This is a genomic window from Nocardia grenadensis NBRC 108939, assembly GCF_001613445.1.
Classification (GTDB): Bacteria; Actinomycetota; Actinomycetes; order Mycobacteriales; family Mycobacteriaceae; genus Nocardia; species Nocardia grenadensis.
In genome coordinates this window covers 469,229-485,205 of the sequence record NZ_BDCJ01000009.1, presented here as the reverse complement: position 1 = coordinate 485,205, position 15,977 = coordinate 469,229, and the positions used below count along the sequence as shown (strand labels likewise).

Here is a 15,977-nt window from a genome sequence, read left to right as displayed (position 1 = left end):
AACACCATCCCGAACATTGCTGTGCACTGTTGTGTGCAGTTGAGCGCATCATTTTGACATCCGCCCGCGCCGATGAGAGTGTTCACTCGGAGCGATCGCTCGGTTGTCTCAGCGATCCGCCGGAACGCCAGGAGGACCGCTGTGCCGATCGATCTCACTTATTCCGCCGACGTAGCAGCCTTGGTGGAACGCACCCGCGATTTCGTCCGCGAGTCGGTCCTGCCGGTCGAGGACGCCCACGGCGGCGATATCACCGCGGCCGGCGGCGACGAGATCCGGGTGACCCTGCAGGAGCGGGCGCGGGCGGCCGGTGTGTTCGCTCCGCACGCCCCGGTGGAATACGGCGGGCACGGGCTGTCCATGTCCGATCGCGCGCCGGTTTTCGAGGAGGCCGGGTATTCGCTGTTCGGCCCGACCGCGCTGAATATCGCCGCGCCCGACGAGGGCAATGTGCATATGCTCGCGCATATCGCCGACCCCGAGCAGAAAGCCCGCTACCTGGAACCGCTGGCCCGCGGTGACCTGCGTTCCGCCTTCGCGATGACCGAGCCCGCACCCGGCGCCGGGTCGGATCCCTCGGCGCTGGCCACCCGGGCGGCGAAGGTGGACGGCGGCTGGCGGATCAACGGCCACAAACACTTCATCACCGGTGCCGACGGTGCCGGTTTCTTCATCATCATGGCCCGCACCTCCGGCGAGCCGGGCCGGCGCGGCGGTGCCACCATGTTCCTCGCGCCCGCCGATACTCCCGGCCTGCGCGTCGGCCGGCATATCGACACCCTGGACCGGGCCATGATCGGCGGGCATTGCGAGGTCTTCTTCGAGGACCTGTTCGTACCCGACGACGCGGTCCTCGGTGCCGTCGACCGCGGTTTCGAATACGCGCAGGTCCGACTGGGGCCGGCCCGGATGACCCATGTGATGCGCTGGCTCGGCGCCTGCCGCCGGGCCCACGATGTCGCCGTCGCCTACGTCGCCGAACGCGAAGGCTTCGGCTCGGTCATCGGCAATCTCGGTCTCGCGCAGAAGATGGTGGCCGATAACGAGATCGATATCGCGGCCACCCGGGCACTGCTGGTCCGGGCCTGCTGGGAGTTGGACAACGGCGAGCAGGCCGGGAACGCGACCTCGATCGCCAAAACCTTCGCCGCCGAGGCCATCTTCCGGGTCGTGGACCGCAGCATCCAGCTCTGCGGCGGGCTGGGCGTCTCCGCGGACATGCCGCTGGCCCGGCTCTCGCGCGAAGTCCGGCCGTTCCGCATCTACGACGGGCCGTCCGAGGTCCACCGCTGGGCCATCGCGAAACGCGCGGTCGGTGCCGCCCACCGTGCCGCCGCGGCGCGCTGACCCGGGCCGGCCATCGATGAAGAACGCCGCCAGGTGAACCACCTGGCGGCGTCGAGCCGGACGCCGTCGGGCGCCGTGACTCGGATGCCGACGTCCCACAAGCGCCTCTCGGCGAGTGGTCGCTCGTAGCGACAAAAGGGGTGAGGCCCGGGGCTGTCCGGACGCCGACAGCTGTTTCCAACCCGTGGGCCGGTGGGACTATTCCGGCCGGCGGATGTGACCCGGCGAACAACCCGTCCGCATCGGCGAGCCCACCGGTACCACGGTCGGTGCGTACGCGCCGACCGGCTGTCCGGCGGATCTACGCAGAGCCGTCCGGGCAGCCCCGGGAACGACCCCACCGGTGCCGGCGTGGCAGGCGGGCGACATCGGGCCGCACCCCCGAGAAGGTCGTGCGGCCGGTCCGGTGACAGCCCGGCTAAGGGTCGAGCGGCCGCCACGACCTTGCGGGAATAGGCGCTCACCGAAATCTTCGGCACGCTCGTGCCGGAACGCCAGGACGAACTCGGCATCGGTATCGCCGATGTTCTCGCCGTAGTGCAGGGCACCGGAGTCGATATGGAACATCTCCCCCGCCGAGACCAGAAACGAGGAGAAGCGGCTGGCGTCGTCCAGCACCGAGACCAGCGCCCGGCCGGCCGTGCAGTAGGTGAGCTCGGTGGCATTGGCATGCCAGTGTGGTTCGCGGAAGGCGCCGGGGGCCAATGTGAGGCGTTTGATGGAGAGTCCCGACAGGATGGGGAAATTGTCGGCGGTGAGCCTGGTCAGGGTGCCGAGTTCGCTGCGATAGATTTCCTCGCCCTGCCACAGCGAGGCGACGTGGATCGATGGACTCCGCATGGATCCTCCTCGAGCGCCGATGGCCCCCTATCGATCATGCCCCTCGGCGGATCGCCGGACGCCGGCGCCGCGCCCACCCGGCGATTCGCCGCCGTGACCCCGATACCGCGTCCCGGCCGAGCCCGCCGGTGACGACATTGACTTTGCCGGGGGCCGGGCGTGTACTGAAGATCTGGAACATCGAGCCCGTTGCAGCTGGTGGTGGGTGTGGTGAGCGATATGAACAGCGCGGACGCCGTAACCGGCGAAGTCATGGCGCTTGCGTGTGTCACCAACACCGCCATCCGTCGCGAAGCCGACCCTTTCTCGCTCGCCTCGCGCCGGTCGACAGCCCGTCGGGCCCGGCCCACGGCAGCATGCTCCCGGATGGCCGTTTCCCCGGCCCACGCGCCCCGCCGGCAAACAGTCGCCGCGGCTCCCGGCCCCACGGGGCCGCGCCACGGTGCGGCCCTGCGCACACCGGCGCACTCGATATGGACCACCGGGGTGCACAGTGGCCGCTGGTCCTGTAACTCCCGATACCGAATCCAGGTCCTGTCGTGATCATTCTCGGAATCATTCTGCTGGTCATCGGATTCCTGTTCAATATCCAGATCCTGTGGATCATCGGAATCATCCTGCTCATCATCGGGCTGGTGCTCCTGGCACTGGGGTCGATGGGCCGCGCGGTCGGCGGGCGACGCCACTACTACTGACGCCCTCGGAAACGGTGCCGTGCGACCGGTCCCGTCGTCGGCCGGCGGCCATTGTCGATTTATGCCATGGACGAGTCACACGCGAGGTGAGGAACAGAAATGGCAACCAGCACAATTATCGCGATCGTTGTCATCGCGGTTGTCGTAGTCCTGATCGTTGCCGCACTGATCTGGGCGGCCACCAACAAGCGCAGAGAACACCGCCGGATCGAGGCGGAGCATATCCGCGGCGAGGCGGCCGAACGCGCCCACCGGGTCGGACAGCGCGAGGCACTCGCCGACGAGACCGCCGCCAAGGCCCGTGCGGCCGCGGCCGAAGCCGATGCCCAGCAAGCCCGGGCGACCGGCCTCCAGCAACAGGCAGCCGCACATCGCGGTGAGGCGGCCGCCTCTCGCGAAGAGCTGAATCAGCAGTTCGAGCGCGCCGACGAGATCGATCCGGACCGGAAGCAGCGCGGAACCACCTAGGAACGCGGCCGGTACGGCGGCCGGTGACCGCGACATCGTCGCCGGTCCCGTCCTGGTGCCCGCCGGTTTGTCCGGCGGAGACGGCGGGTAAGCGCCGGGCATGGTGGCCAAGGATCGAATCGCCGAACCATGGGGAACCCGCACGCCGTACGGGGCAGGACAAGAGTGGCCGGTGCGGGTGGATATGCATTTGGGCGAAGGCCTCGCCGGCGCGGACGTCGAGAAATGGGTGCAGACGGCCTCGATCCTGCACTCCAACGGCGACGCCCTCGATATCGCGGTCAAGGACGGCCGCATGGTCGGGGTGCGAGGCCGGGCCGTGGACCGGGTCAACCGGGGACGGCTGGGCCCCAAGGACCTGTTCGGCTGGCAGGCCAACTCCTCCCCGGAACGGCTCACCCGGCCGCTGATCCGGGAGAACGGTGAACTGGTCGCCACCGATTGGGACACCGCGATGAACCGCATCGTCGAACACAGCACACACCTACTCGCCGAGCAGGGGCCGAGCGCCATCGGTTTCTACACCAGCGGTCAGCTTTTCCTCGAGGAGTACTACACCCTGGGGGTGATCGCGCACGGTGCCATCGGCACCAACCACGTCGACGGCAACACCCGGCTGTGCACCGCGACAGCGGCCGAAGCGTTGAAGGAATCGTTCGCCTGTGACGGACAGCCCGGTTCCTACGCCGATATCGACCACGCCGATGTGATCGCGCTCTTCGGCCACAATATGGCCGAAACCCAGCCCATGCTGTGGGCCCGGATACTGGATCGCCTCGCCGGCGACGATCCACCGGCGATCGTCTGCGTCGATCCCCGCTCGACCAAGGTCGCCGAATACGCCACCGTGCGGCTGGCGCCGCTGCCGGGCACGAATGTCGCGTTGATGAACGGGCTCCTGCACGAGATCATCGGCAACGACTGGATCGATCACGAGTACATCGACCGGCACACCGTGGGCTTCGACGCACTACGTGACCGGGTCGCCGAATACCCACCCGAGAAAGCCGCCGAGCTGTGCGGGGTACCCGCCGACGATATTCGGCGCGCCGCCCGGGTGCTGGGCACTGCCGAAGCACTGCTGTCGACGGTACTGCAAGGCTTCTACCAGTCACATCAGGCCACCGCGGCGGCCGTGCAGGTCAACAACCTGCACCTGATCCGCGGAATGCTGGGCGAACCCGGATGCGGCGTGCTGCAGATGAACGGTCAGCCCACCGCCCAGAACACCCGCGAATGCGGTGCCGACGGCGACCTCGCCGGGTTCCGGAACTGGAACAACGACGCCCATATCGCCGAGCTGGCGCAGCTGTGGAATATCGATATCGACCGGATCCCGCACTATGCGCCGCCCACCCACGCCATGCAGATGCTGCGCTATGCCGAACAGGGATCGGTGCGCATGCTGTGGATCAGCGCCACCAACCCGGCGGTATCCATGCCCGAACTCGGCCGCATTCGCTCGATCCTCGCCCAAGAGCGCCTTTTCGTCGTAGTCCAGGACATCTTCCATACCGAGACCACCGCGCTCGCCGATGTCGTACTGCCGGCAGCGACCTGGGGTGAGAAGACCGGAACCTTCACCAATGCCGACCGCACCGTGCATCTGTCCGACAAGGCGACCGATCCCCCGGGCGAGGCGCGAGCCGATCTCGACATCTTCCTCGATTACGCGCGCCGCATGGATTTCCGCGACCGTGACGGCGAACCGCTCCCCCCGTGGCACGATCCGGAGTCCGCGTTCGAGGCGTGGAAGAAGTGCAGTGCCGGACGCCCGTGCGATTACACCGGCATCGGCTACGACAAGCTCCGCGGCGGCAGCGGAATCCAATGGCCCTGCACCAGCGATCATCCCGACGGAACCGAACGCCTCTACACCGGCGGCGAATTCGCGGCCGCACCGGACTACTGCGAAGCCTACGGAAAAGACCTGGTCACCGGAGCGCCCGTCGAACCCACCGAGTACCGGGCGATGAACCCCTCCGGCAAAGCGATCATCAAGGCGGCCGGGTATCTCACCCCGCACGAGCCACCGAGCTCGAACTATCCTTTCGTCCTCACTACCGGACGCACCCTCTACCACTTCCACACCCGCACCAAAACCGCCCGAGCACCCCAGCTCCAGACGGCCGCGCCGCAGGTCTGGGTGGAGATCTCACCCGAGGACGCGCACGCCGCCGGCGTCACCGAGGGAGACCTGCTGGCGATCGGCACCGCGCGCGGCACCCTGCGCGCCAAGGCCCGTATCTGCGGAATCCGGCCCGGGGTGCTGTTCGTACCTTTCCATTACGGCTACTGGGACGCCACCACCGGAGCGAGTACCGAACACGATCGCGCCGCCAACGAACTCACCGTCACCGATTGGGACCCGGCCTCCAAACAGCCGATCTTCAAGACCGCGGCCGCCCGGATCACCGTGCTCGCCATCGGTACCCACGGCCCCGCGCCGGCACCCACCACCACGGCTTCACACCCCGTCGGCGGCGACGTGGCGGAAACCATCGGCGGCCGGACGGCTTTCGCCACCGAAACCCTCGAGACCGCGGGAGAACAGCCGTGAAACTCGACCTCGCGATCCGGGAGCTGCACCGCTCCGAACGTAAACTCGCCCTCGACCTCACCACCCTGGCCGCCCGCCACCGAGCCGACCACGAGGTGTACTACGTGGCGCGCGATATCGCCGGTTGGTCCACCGAGCACGTCCATCGACTCGCCCGGGCCGGCCACCACTACGGACTCCACCTCGACAGCGATCCGCGTACCGAACCACGCACCGCACCCGTCCAAGAACGCCTCAGCACCCTGTTGGGACGCCGCAGCGAACCGGCGCTGTTCCTGCTCGTCGACCTGCGCCACCTGCATCGGGTCGCCGCCGGTGTCTCACTCGACTGGGAGCTGCTCGCGCAGGGCGCACAGACGACCAGAGACATCGACCTTCTCGAACTCGCCGAGAGCTGTCATCCCGAGACCTTGCGCCAGATGCGCTGGGCCAACTCCATGCTGAAAGTACTTGCCCCGCAGGTGCTTGCCTCCTGACCGCGGACGCCGCGACCGAGTCCGCGGTCCCGAACCCCGGATGCGCCGACTCGATGGATGATGCGCAGCGCCTCTGTCTCGAATCAGTAGCGGGTCGTCTCAATTTTGTGACGTATCACAGTAATCGAGAGCAGATCACGTAATCTGAATCCCTGGCCCCGGTACGACCGGGGATGTTTCGGAGCACGGAAACCGCATCTCCCGGGTGCCAGATGTATCGACATCGCACCCAGGGGCGTGTGCCATGAGACGTTTGCGTGCCGTCACTCTCGCGTTGCTCGTCCTCGCGCCGTTGCTCACCGGACAGGCCGCCGCCCAGCCGCCCGCCCTGCCCGCTCTCCCGGTCGCCGGACTCCCCGTCTCACCGCTGTCCGCGGAAGTGCACGGCACGATCCTGCCCGGGATCCAGCAGTGGATCGACCAGGTGATTCCGCCGCCGCCGATCGCGGCGGCACCTCGACCGGCGCCGCCCCTGGAGGAGACGAACGACCTGGCGCCGGGGCTGGCAGCACTGCGCCAGGCAGTGCTGCCGGCGCCGGTCGGCGACCCGATATTCGATCTGTGGCCGCCAGATCTCGCCGACTTCCCCCCGGGTGCGGTGATCGAGGCCCGCGATATCACCGCCGCGGCCGCGCCACTGGTCATCGTGCCGATCCGGCAGGCGGTGCTGTTCAAGTACCGGACCACCGACGCGCACGGTCGCCCCTCCTTCGCCACGGCCACGCTGGTGATTCCGGCGACCGGCTCACCGGCGCCCGGGGCGCGGCCGGTGCTGGTCAACAACCTTCCGATCGACGCGCTCGGCCGCCGGTGCACGCCGAGCTACACACTGGCGCACGGTCTCTCGTTCGAGAGCGCGGTCACCGACTTCGTACCGCCCACCACCCAGCTGGCCGCACTGCGTGGTTACGCCGTACTCATTCCGGATCACGAGGGCCCACTGATGGCCTATGCCGAGCCCTACGTCGCGGGCCACGCGGTACTGGATGCGGTACGCGCGGTACGCGGCTGGCGGGCGGCGGAGTTCGGCGCGAGCAGGTTCGCGATGACCGGCTACTCCGGTGGCGCGATCGCCACGCACGGGGCGGCGAAACTCATCGCGAGTTACGCGCCCGAACTCGCACCGGCACTGGCCGGTGCGGCACTCGGCGGGGTGCCCGCCGACTTCGAGATCCTGTCCCGCAGTATGAACGCAAACCTGGCCTCGGGCGTGTTCATGGCGGCCGTCTTCGGTATCGCCCGCGAGCGGCCCGAGATCCTGGCCAGGATGAACCACCTCGCCCAGTGGGTGACGACCTCGCCGATGAAAGACCAGTGCATCAGCGTTTTCGCGCTGCCCGGGGCGCTGCTGCTGCCGATCGATATCGCCGCGAATATCGCCGACCCCCTGCGCTCGCCGCTGGCACGCGATATCTACGAGGTGACGCGGATGGCCGGGCGCGCCTCGGCGACACCGCTCTACATCTACAACGGCGAACAGGAGTTCTGGATCCCGGCCGAGGGCGCACGAAATCTCTACCAGGAGCAGTGCTCACTCGGTGTCACCGCGGTCTACCGCAATGTGCCGGGCGAACACATCATCGCGGTAGGCCTCGGCTACCCCGATGCCATGATTTGGCTGGACGAGCGTCTACGCGGTATCCCGGCGCGTAGTGAATGCTGACAGCGCGCCGGGACAGCCCGAACCACCCGACCGAAAGCCGGCGAACCTCAACATTCCCTCGGGGCGGCTTCGCCACGCAAGCGCGCGTCGATCCAGCCGCTGAGTTCGGGATAGCCGCTGACATAACCGAGCAGGTGCTCACCGCCCACGACACGGAAGATGGCGGATACGCCGCGGCCGCACTGCTGCCGATACATGTTCTCGGCGTCGGCGAGCGGAATCCACGGGTCGTGCAGGCCGTGGTAGATGAACAGCGGCACGGCGGAGGTGCGTCCCGTCAGATCCAACCGCTCGAACATCTTCGCCGCGAACGGACTGTCCAGCGCATTCGCGGTATTCGCCGCGACGTCGATCGGAATGCCGACCACGCCGAGGGGGCCGGAGGCGTCGCCACAGATATCACGCAGCGGCGAGGTGGCCACCCACTGCCCGAGATTGTTCATGTACTGCAGAATCTCCGGATGTTCGCGCGCGACGGCCAGCGCGACCGTCAACAGGATCCCCGAAGAGATATTGCCGTTGAACTGGTGGGCCACGCTCGAATTGTCGGTGACCAGACCGCCCGCCGCCGCGCCGATCAGCACGTCGCGCAGCTCCGGCGCGTACTCGTCGAGCAGCATGGCCGCCGCGTAGGAGGCGATCGCGCCACCGGAATAGCCGATGGACACGTAACGGCTGCCGGCGAATTCGTCCGGCGCATAGGTACGAACCGCGCGGATGGCGTCGAGCATCACATGCCCGGCGGTATTGGGTTCGGCGTACGCCATCAGCGGGCCCTCGTGGTCCGGCATGAGGACCGCGTGTCCCTTGCTCAGTGCCAGCCAGACCGACGGCAGGAACACCGGAAGATCGGTGTTCGGGCGATCCAGCAGGTCGTGCGAGAACTGGAATCCGGGGGTGCAGTGCGAACCGAGGGAATTGATCGGCATCGCGTTCACCTCCACCGGCCGGGGCCCGGGTCCGGTCCACGCGGCCGCCGGGACGATCAATGTCGCGGTACCGAAGGAGGGACCGCCCGAGGCGGAGGTGGACCGGAACTTCAGCAGCGTCGCCCGCGAGATGGGCGGTGCCATCCGCGCGGCGGTCGTCGCGGTGACGTCCCGTTGCTCGATGATCTGGCCGGGCGAGAAATTCGGGAGGTCGGCGGGCCAGGTATCGAAAATGGGATCGCCGGTCGCCGACGGCAACACCCCGCGCCACAGTGACAATCCGGGCTCGTCACCCGCGAATTGTGCCGGCGCCGGGATCGTGCCGTCGATCCACTGCTGCAGCGGTGACGGATCGTTGACCTCCGGCTGCGCGGGGTCGGCCGGTGGATCCGCGTACGCGCGGGTCGGGGATACACCCAACCACGCACAACCGACGAGCACAGTTCCCAGGATTGCCAGAAGCGGCTTCACTACCCTCACCCTCGAATCAAACAATTTCCATCAGTATCGACAGTCGCTGCCGAATTTGCCATCGGTGGAGGGGATTGGGGGCCACTCACAGCCGATCGCCGATCGCGCTGTGAGTTCCACCATCCAGACAGCGATCGCTCTCCTCTGCGACCACACCCCGGCTTTCACCCACAGGTTCGCCGACCGGAAGCCCGGCTCGCCGAGACCGCCGGCGGTAGGGCGAAGAGCCGGCGGTTCCCGCCACTCCGGGTGCCGGAGGCCACGGACCGGCGCGGGAACTTCGCTCCGGGAGGTGGGTCGTTGCCGGTTACGGACCGGCGAAGCCGCCATGCGCCGAGGCCGGCCGGTCGACCACAAGGTCATTTCAGCGCCGTGTCGCTCACCGCACAGCACACCGGCCCCGACGGCGCGCATCCGCATTGTCGACCGAGGGTTCCTCGGTAGCGGAATTCTTTCTTCACGACACCGTGGGGAAGGCGGGCGTAGGGTGAGGAAGTACGAGCTCACAGGGTGGCCGGCCGAGCTCGGGCCGGAACCGCCATCACATTGCACATGGTGTTCCGACCCGATTGCGGGGTGCAGTATGAATGGAACTTCTCCCGCCTCCCCGGCCGGTCCGAAGTGGTGAGCGGGGTCTTGGTTCCATGAGCGACGCCATCGGCCACGTCTTCGCTTCACGAGCGACCCGAACGGTGACCGAAGCGACGGCGGCGCCGGCCGCGCCGACTTCCTGCACCTCGCCTACGCCACCGCCCAGCAGATAGCCGAAGGAGACCATCCGGCGGTAGGCCCCACAACGGGGTGAACCCGGGCGGGCACGGGGCTGTACCGGTGGCGCTGATTGCCCGAGGCGAGTGGGCGTGCCAGGCTGGTCGACGTGCTGCTAGCCGAGGTCGCCGCCGCATCCGCCGATATCGCGTCGACGTCCGCCCGGCGGGCCAAGACCGACCGTCTCGCCGCGCTGCTCGGTCGCGTCGCGGCGGACGGTGACGGGCACCTGGTCGCGGTGACCGCGTCCTGGCTTTCCGGGGAATTGCCGCAACGCCAGATCGGTGTGGGCTGGGCGGCGTTGCGGTCGCTGCCGCCGCCTGCCGCGACACCGACGCTCACGGTCGCCGACGTCGATGCCCGGTTCACCCGGATCGGTGGGGTCGCCGGGAAGGGCTCCCGCACCGTGCGGGCCGACCTGGTGCGCGATCTGTTCGAGACGGCCACCGCCACCGAACAGACTTTCCTGCGCCGGCTGCTGAGCGGCGAATTGCGTCAGGGCGCGCTGGCCGGCGTGATGTCCGACGCGATCGCCGGAGCCGCCGGAGTGCCCGCCGCCGAGGTGCGGCGCGCGGCAATGCTGGCCGGTGCGCTGCCCGCTGTCGCGGCCGCGGCTCTCACCTGGGGCCGGCCGGCGCTGGCCGAGTTCCGGTTGCGCGCGGGGCAGCCGGTCGGGCCGATGCTCGCCCAGACCGCAACCGGGGTCGCCGACGCACTCCAACGACTCGGCGGCACAGCAGTTCTCGAGGCCAAGCTGGACGGCGCGCGGGTGCAGATCCATCGCGCCGGATCGGAGGTCTCGATCTATACCCGCAGCCTCGACGACGTCACCGGCCGGCTCCCCGAGGTCGTCGCGGCCGCCCTCGCGCTGCCCGCCACCGATCTGATCGCCGATGCGGAGGCCATCGCCCTGCGGCCCGACGGTCGACCGGATCGCTTCCAGGTCACTGCCGCCCGGTTCGGGCGCAAACGTCCGGGCGATCTCGAACCGCTGTCGGTGTTCTTTTTCGACCTGCTGCATCTCGACGGCAGCGATCTCCTCGACCTATCCACCCGGGACCGGCTCGCCGCCCTCGACGCACTTGTACCCCGCGCCCAGCGGGTGGATCGTCTGGTGACCGCCGAGGCCGAGGCGGCACAGCAGTTCCTGGACCGCACACTGGCCGCCGGACACGAAGGGGTGATGGCGAAGTCGCCGACGGCGCCGTACGAGGCCGGGCGCCGCGGTGCCGGCTGGCTCAAGGTCAAACCCGTGCACACCGTGGACCTGGTGGTCCTCGCGGTCGAATGGGGTTCCGGCCGGCGCACCGGCACGCTGTCCAATATTCACCTGGGCGCTCGTGATCCGGCCACCGGCGAGTTCGTGATGCTGGGGAAGACGTTCAAAGGCATGACCGACGCCATGCTGGAGTGGCAGACCAGGCGCTTCACCGAACTCGCCGCCGGCCCGACCGAGGGGTACCTCGTGCGCCTGCGGCCCGAACAGGTCGTCGAGATCGCCTTCGACGGAGTGCAGGGGTCGACCCGCTATCCCGGCGGTCTGGCACTCCGGTTCGCCCGTGTCGTGCGCTATCGCGACGACAAATCCCCGGCGGAGGCCGATACGATCGACACCGTTCGCGCGCTGTACGAACGAGGTGGTTGAGCGCACGGCCGCCTGGGTGGTGGTGTCCGTCTCGACCGGGCCGCGCGAATTCAGGACCCCGGCAGGAGAAATTCCGTGACACGCTCGCCGACGGCCGGGAACTCGTCGAAGAAGCCGTGCCTGCCACCGGGGAAGATCTCGACGACGGCATCCGGAACCGCTGCGGCGAGCAGCTCCGCATTCTCGACAGGCACCATACGGTCATCGTCGCCGTGGAGTACCAGGGTCCGGGCGCGGATCTCACCCAGTACCGCGGACGCGTCGTGCCGGTTGCTGGCGCGCAGATGCCCCCGCGTCGCCCGCGCGGTCATGCGCGGATCACCCAGCAGGGTCGACCGGCGCGGCGGCGCGGCCGACCAGGCGGGGGTGTACATCAGTTCCAGCAGCACCGCGCCTCTACGGCGCGGGTCGGGATCCGCGAGCAAACGGCGTATTTCGGGGCCTCGTTCCTGCGCGAGTCTCCCGCCCGGGGAGGTACAGGCCAGAACCAGGCGCTGCACCCGCTCCGGATACCGGGCCGCGAGCCACTGCGCGACCCGGCCGCCCATCGAGGTGGCATAGATATGGGCGGACGGGCAGCTCAGCGCATCCAGCACCGCGGCGGCGTCGGTGGCGAAGAGCTCGGTGGTCCAGCCCGCGGCCTCCGTATCGTCCGCCTCGGTGTCGCCTGTCCCGCGATAATCGAAGGTGATCGTCCGGAAGTTGCGGGCGAGGCCGGGCCGGACACCGTCCCACCATCGGTGGGAGTTGGCCTGGCCGGGCAGGAGCAGTAGCGGCGGAGCAGTGGCAGGACCGCTCACCTGGTACGCGAGAGCGGTGCCGTCGGGCCGGACCACCACCGGGCCGACCGCGGTGACGGAGGCTGTTCGGGTGTGCGCGGCGCCTTCCATTTGGGCCATGACTCCTCTTCCTGTTCGTCCCAGAATCTACGCGAGCCCGCGGACACCACCGCCTCCATGGTCGAGGTCATCGACACCACCGATGACTCCACTCCGGTACGCCAGGAAGTGCGGCGAGACCGGGCGCGCTCTGTCGCCGCGGGCGGCGGCGGGCCGGTCAGCCGGCGAGATGGCGGCTGATGACCAGGCGCTGGATCTGGTTGGTGCCCTCGAAGATCTGGGTGATCTTCGCCTCCCGCATATAGCGTTCGACCCGGAAGTCCCGCGTGTAGCCGTAACCACCGAGCACCTGCACCGCATCGGTGGTGACCTTCATCGCCGCATCGGTGGCGACCAGTTTCGCCACCGAGGCCTGGCGTGAATACGACAGTCCGGCGTCGCGGCGGCGGGCGGCGTCGAGATAGGTCGCGCGAGCCGAATCCACCGCGGCGGCCATATCGGCCAACAGGAAACCCAGCCCCTGATGATCGATGATCCTGCGGCCGAACGCCGTTCGCTCCTGCGCGTAGGCCACCGCCTCGTCCAGCGCGGCCTGGGCGAGCCCGACCGCGACCGCGGCGATCCCCAACCGGCCGGAATCCAAGGCGCTGAACGCGATCTGCAGGCCCTGCCCTTCCGCGCCGATCCGGCGTTCGGCGGGTACGAAGGCATCGTCGTAGTGCGCGGAGGTGGTCGGCACCGCGTGCAGACCCATCTTCTCCTCCGGTTTACCGAAGCTCAGGCCGTCGGTGTCCTTCGGCACCAGGAAACACGAGATACCCTTCGAACCCTCGCCGGTCCGCGCGAACAGGTTGTAGAAATCGGCGATACCACCGTGGGTGATCCATGCCTTGGCCCCGCGGACCCGGTAGCCGCCCTCGACCGCGGTGGCCTTACAGGTCAGCGCGGCGGCATCCGAACCCGCCTGCGGCTCGGACAGACTGTAGGCGCCGACCGTGCCGCCGCCCAGCATCTCCGGCAGCCACCGCCGCCGCTGCTCCGCGCTACCGAACTCCATCAGCGGGTAGCAGGCGAGACTGTGCACGCTCACCGCCACCGCGACCGCGGCCCAGCGCGCGGCGATCTCCTCCAATACCTGCAGATACACCTCGTAGGGCTGGCCGCCCCCGCCCCACTCCTCGGGGTACGGCAGGCTCAGCAGTCCCGCCTCGCCCAGCGTGGCGAATACGGCCTCGGGATAGGTCTCGGCCTTCTCGTGCTCGTCGACGATCGGGGCCAGCACCTTATCGGCCACATCGCGGGTCAGCCGGATGAGATCCCGTGCCTCGTCGGTGGGCAGAAGTCGATCGACAGCCACAGGAAATCCTCCGATGATACGCAGGGTAGTACTTTACTCCCCAGCACAGTACTGTTCCGGAATCAGTACTGCAAGGAGCTTCGCAGTACTATTTCCCGTATGGAGCAGCGCTCGACCTTCGCGACCCCCCGCCGCACCGAACTGTTCGACGAACTGGTGGGACTGTTCCTCACCGAAGGGTTCGCCCACCTGACGCTCGACGCCATCGCGGCGCGCCTGCGATGCTCCAAATCCACGCTCTACACCCTCGCCAGCAGTAAGGAACAGCTGGTCAGCGCCGCCACCGTGCATTTCTTCAAACGCGCCACCGAAACCGTCGAGGCCGAGGTCTCCGCGACCTCCGGCGCCCTGGAGCGCATCGCCGCCTACCTCACCGCGGTCGGCGCGGCCCTCTCCGCGGCCTCGGACCGGTTCATGACCGACCTCGACGCCTTCGCCCCCGCCCGCGAGGTCTACGAACGCAATACCCGCATCGCCGCCCGCCGCGTCCAGGAACTCATCGACGACGGGGTCGCCACCGGGGAATTCCGCGGCGTACACGCCGCGTTCGCCGCCGACCTGGCCGCCACCATGATGGTGCGCATCCAGCAGGGCGGCGTCCGCGGGCGCACCGGACTCGACGACGCCGCCGCCTATCGCGAACTCGCCGCCATCCTCACCCACGGCATCAGCGCCCGGCAATTCGTCGCCCCACCGCCCGATTCCGGGGTACGCCACCGCATCCCGAACCGAGCGGACGAGCGGTAGGTTGAACGACGCAGGTCGCGACCGCGGGCCGGCCGGTACGGACGCGACCGCAGCCATCAGGGAAGGAGTACGGGCTTGACAGAGCGGGCACAGGACGAGCGCGGCATCGACGAGGATCGCGAAGCGCTGGGCCACCGCCTCCGCGAAGCCAGGAAACACAAACGACTCACCATCCGGGAGGTCGCGGCCGCCGTCGGGGTGAGTGTGGGCACCTGGAGCGCGACCGAGAACGGCCTGACCAGGATTACCGAGGCCCGGCTGACCGCGGCCGCCCGGCTCTTCGGTATCGACCGCGACGAACTGCTGCGCGCCGCCGTGCCCGGCAGCGACGCCGCCGCGTCGTGGCGTGATTTCCCGCCCCTCCGACTCGCCGCTCCCCTGCATGGGGCCTTGGAGGCGTTCGTGGAACTCGGATACCACGGGGCCACCATCCGCGATGTCGCGGAGCGCGCCGACCTCTCCGTGGCCGGGATCTACCACCACTGGCCGACCAAACAGGATCTGCTCATCGCCCTCCTGGATCTGACCATGGCCGACCTGCAGCAGCGCTGCCGCTCCGCGCGCGCCGAAGGCGACGGTCCTGTGCAACGACTGACCCTCCTCGTCGAATGCCTCGCGCTGTTCCACACCTACCGCCGCGAACTGGGCTTCCTCGGGGCCAGCGAGATGCGCAGCCTCGAGGAGCCGCACCGGTCGCGCATCGTCCGCGCCCGCCGCGATGTCCAGGACATGGTGGACGATGAGGTCGTGGAAGGCTGCCGGCGCGGCCTGATGGACACTCCGGTCCCGCGCGACGCGGCGCGCGCGATCGTCACCCTCTGCACGGCGCTGCCGCAGTGGTGGTCACCCTCGGGTGGCATGTCGCCGGAAACGACCGCCCGGCAGTACACCGAGTTCGCGGCGGATCTCGTGCGTGTCCGTCATTGACGTGGCCCGCGGACTGAACCTATAGGTCGACCGATCAATCGATCGGTTTTGCAAAGGAGCCGTTCATGGTCGCAAACGAGCTTCCCGCCACGCCGCTCGGCGCCATGTACGGGTGACACCGGGCCCTGCGCCTATTCGACGGACCGGACGAGGTGCATATCGAGTCGATCGCGACGGCGGTACTGCGGCCCGAACCCGCAGTACGGCTGCCCCTCTGAACACACCGGCCCGAATATGCTTGCCCG

11 protein-coding genes and 3 pseudogenes are annotated in these 15,977 nt (G+C 68.5%); 10 read left to right on the top strand and 4 right to left on the bottom strand.

From position 1 onward, the window contains the following. The first annotated feature begins 141 nt into the window (after positions 1-141). A complete protein-coding gene (locus NGR01S_RS12045) occupies positions 142-1,347 on the top strand; it encodes an acyl-CoA dehydrogenase family protein (protein WP_063036246.1) in 1,206 nt (401 codons plus the stop codon). 462 nt (positions 1,348-1,809) lie between these two features. Here the strand turns inward: NGR01S_RS12045 and NGR01S_RS32470 are convergent. Then, positions 1,810-2,187, bottom strand: a pseudogene (locus NGR01S_RS32470) (cupin domain-containing protein); the annotation flags it as partial. A gap of 539 nt (positions 2,188-2,726) precedes the next feature. On the opposite strand from NGR01S_RS32470, the gene NGR01S_RS31515 reads away from it, so the two are divergent. The 5 genes from NGR01S_RS31515 to NGR01S_RS12020 all read left to right on the top strand — a co-directional run bounded on the left by NGR01S_RS31515 (position 2,727) and on the right by NGR01S_RS12020 (position 8,049). Further along, positions 2,727-2,882: a DUF6131 family protein gene (locus tag NGR01S_RS31515; RefSeq protein ID WP_168165651.1), complete on the top strand. Its 156-nt coding sequence runs from the start codon at positions 2,727-2,729 to the stop codon at positions 2,880-2,882. 99 nt (positions 2,883-2,981) lie between these two features. Then, positions 2,982-3,350: a hypothetical protein gene (locus NGR01S_RS12035; RefSeq protein ID WP_063036244.1), complete on the top strand. Its 369-nt coding sequence runs from the start codon at positions 2,982-2,984 to the stop codon at positions 3,348-3,350. A gap of 103 nt (positions 3,351-3,453) precedes the next feature. Beyond that, complete coding sequence (locus NGR01S_RS12030) at positions 3,454-5,910, top strand: molybdopterin oxidoreductase family protein (RefSeq protein WP_063036352.1); 2,457 nt, start codon at positions 3,454-3,456, stop codon at positions 5,908-5,910. Then, positions 5,907-6,386 carry a hypothetical protein gene (locus NGR01S_RS12025; protein ID WP_063036243.1) on the top strand — a complete coding sequence of 160 codons (480 nt, stop codon included), beginning with the start codon at positions 5,907-5,909 and terminating at the stop codon, positions 6,384-6,386. The genes NGR01S_RS12030 and NGR01S_RS12025 overlap by 4 nt, the downstream gene beginning before the upstream one ends. A 244-nt stretch (positions 6,387-6,630) precedes the next feature. Continuing rightward, positions 6,631-8,049, top strand: coding sequence for a lipase family protein (locus NGR01S_RS12020; protein ID WP_063036242.1), 1,419 nt, complete (start codon positions 6,631-6,633; stop codon positions 8,047-8,049). A gap of 47 nt (positions 8,050-8,096) precedes the next feature. On the opposite strand, the gene NGR01S_RS12015 is transcribed toward NGR01S_RS12020, so the two are convergent. Then, the gene (locus NGR01S_RS12015; protein WP_245664542.1) at positions 8,097-9,449 is read right to left on the bottom strand and encodes a lipase family protein; all 1,353 of its coding nucleotides are present in this window, start codon (positions 9,447-9,449) and stop codon (positions 8,097-8,099) included. Positions 9,450-10,326: 877 nt separating this feature from the next. Here NGR01S_RS12015 and NGR01S_RS12010 point away from each other — a divergent pair. Further along, positions 10,327-11,862, top strand: coding sequence for an ATP-dependent DNA ligase (locus NGR01S_RS12010; RefSeq protein WP_063036241.1), 1,536 nt, complete (start codon positions 10,327-10,329; stop codon positions 11,860-11,862). Positions 11,863-11,912: 50 nt separating this feature from the next. On the opposite strand, the gene NGR01S_RS12005 is transcribed toward NGR01S_RS12010, so the two are convergent. Together NGR01S_RS12005 and NGR01S_RS12000 are read right to left on the bottom strand one after the other, a co-directional pair. After that, a complete protein-coding gene (locus NGR01S_RS12005; protein WP_307718770.1) occupies positions 11,913-12,761 on the bottom strand; it encodes an alpha/beta fold hydrolase in 849 nt (282 codons plus the stop codon). A 157-nt stretch (positions 12,762-12,918) separates the two neighbouring features. Beyond that, the gene (locus tag NGR01S_RS12000; RefSeq protein ID WP_063036240.1) at positions 12,919-14,058 is read right to left on the bottom strand and encodes an acyl-CoA dehydrogenase family protein; all 1,140 of its coding nucleotides are present in this window, start codon (positions 14,056-14,058) and stop codon (positions 12,919-12,921) included. Positions 14,059-14,157: 99 nt separating this feature from the next. On the opposite strand from NGR01S_RS12000, the pseudogene NGR01S_RS11995 reads away from it, so the two are divergent. The 3 genes and pseudogenes from NGR01S_RS11995 to NGR01S_RS32465 all read left to right on the top strand — a co-directional run. Beyond that, positions 14,158-14,733: pseudogene (locus NGR01S_RS11995) on the top strand (TetR/AcrR family transcriptional regulator); the annotation flags it as partial. Between the two features lie 147 nt (positions 14,734-14,880). Next, entirely contained in the window at positions 14,881-15,732 is an 852-nt protein-coding gene (locus NGR01S_RS11990) for a TetR-type transcription factor C-terminal domain-containing protein (RefSeq protein ID WP_063036239.1), read from the top strand. 89 nt (positions 15,733-15,821) lie between these two features. Next, positions 15,822-15,950, top strand: a pseudogene (locus tag NGR01S_RS32465) (hypothetical protein); the annotation flags it as partial. Positions 15,951-15,977: the final 27 nt, after the last annotated feature.

What these genes read in the sequence shown, in the direction of transcription:
- NGR01S_RS12020 (WP_063036242.1), top strand. Translation starts at nt 6,631, where the DNA reads ATGAGACGTTTGCGTGCCGTCACTCTCGCGTTGCTCGTCCTCGCGCCG.
- NGR01S_RS12005 (WP_307718770.1), bottom strand. Translation starts at nt 12,761, where the DNA reads ATGGCCCAAATGGAAGGCGCCGCGCACACCCGAACAGCCTCCGTCACC.
- NGR01S_RS12035 (WP_063036244.1), top strand. Translation starts at nt 2,982, where the DNA reads ATGGCAACCAGCACAATTATCGCGATCGTTGTCATCGCGGTTGTCGTA.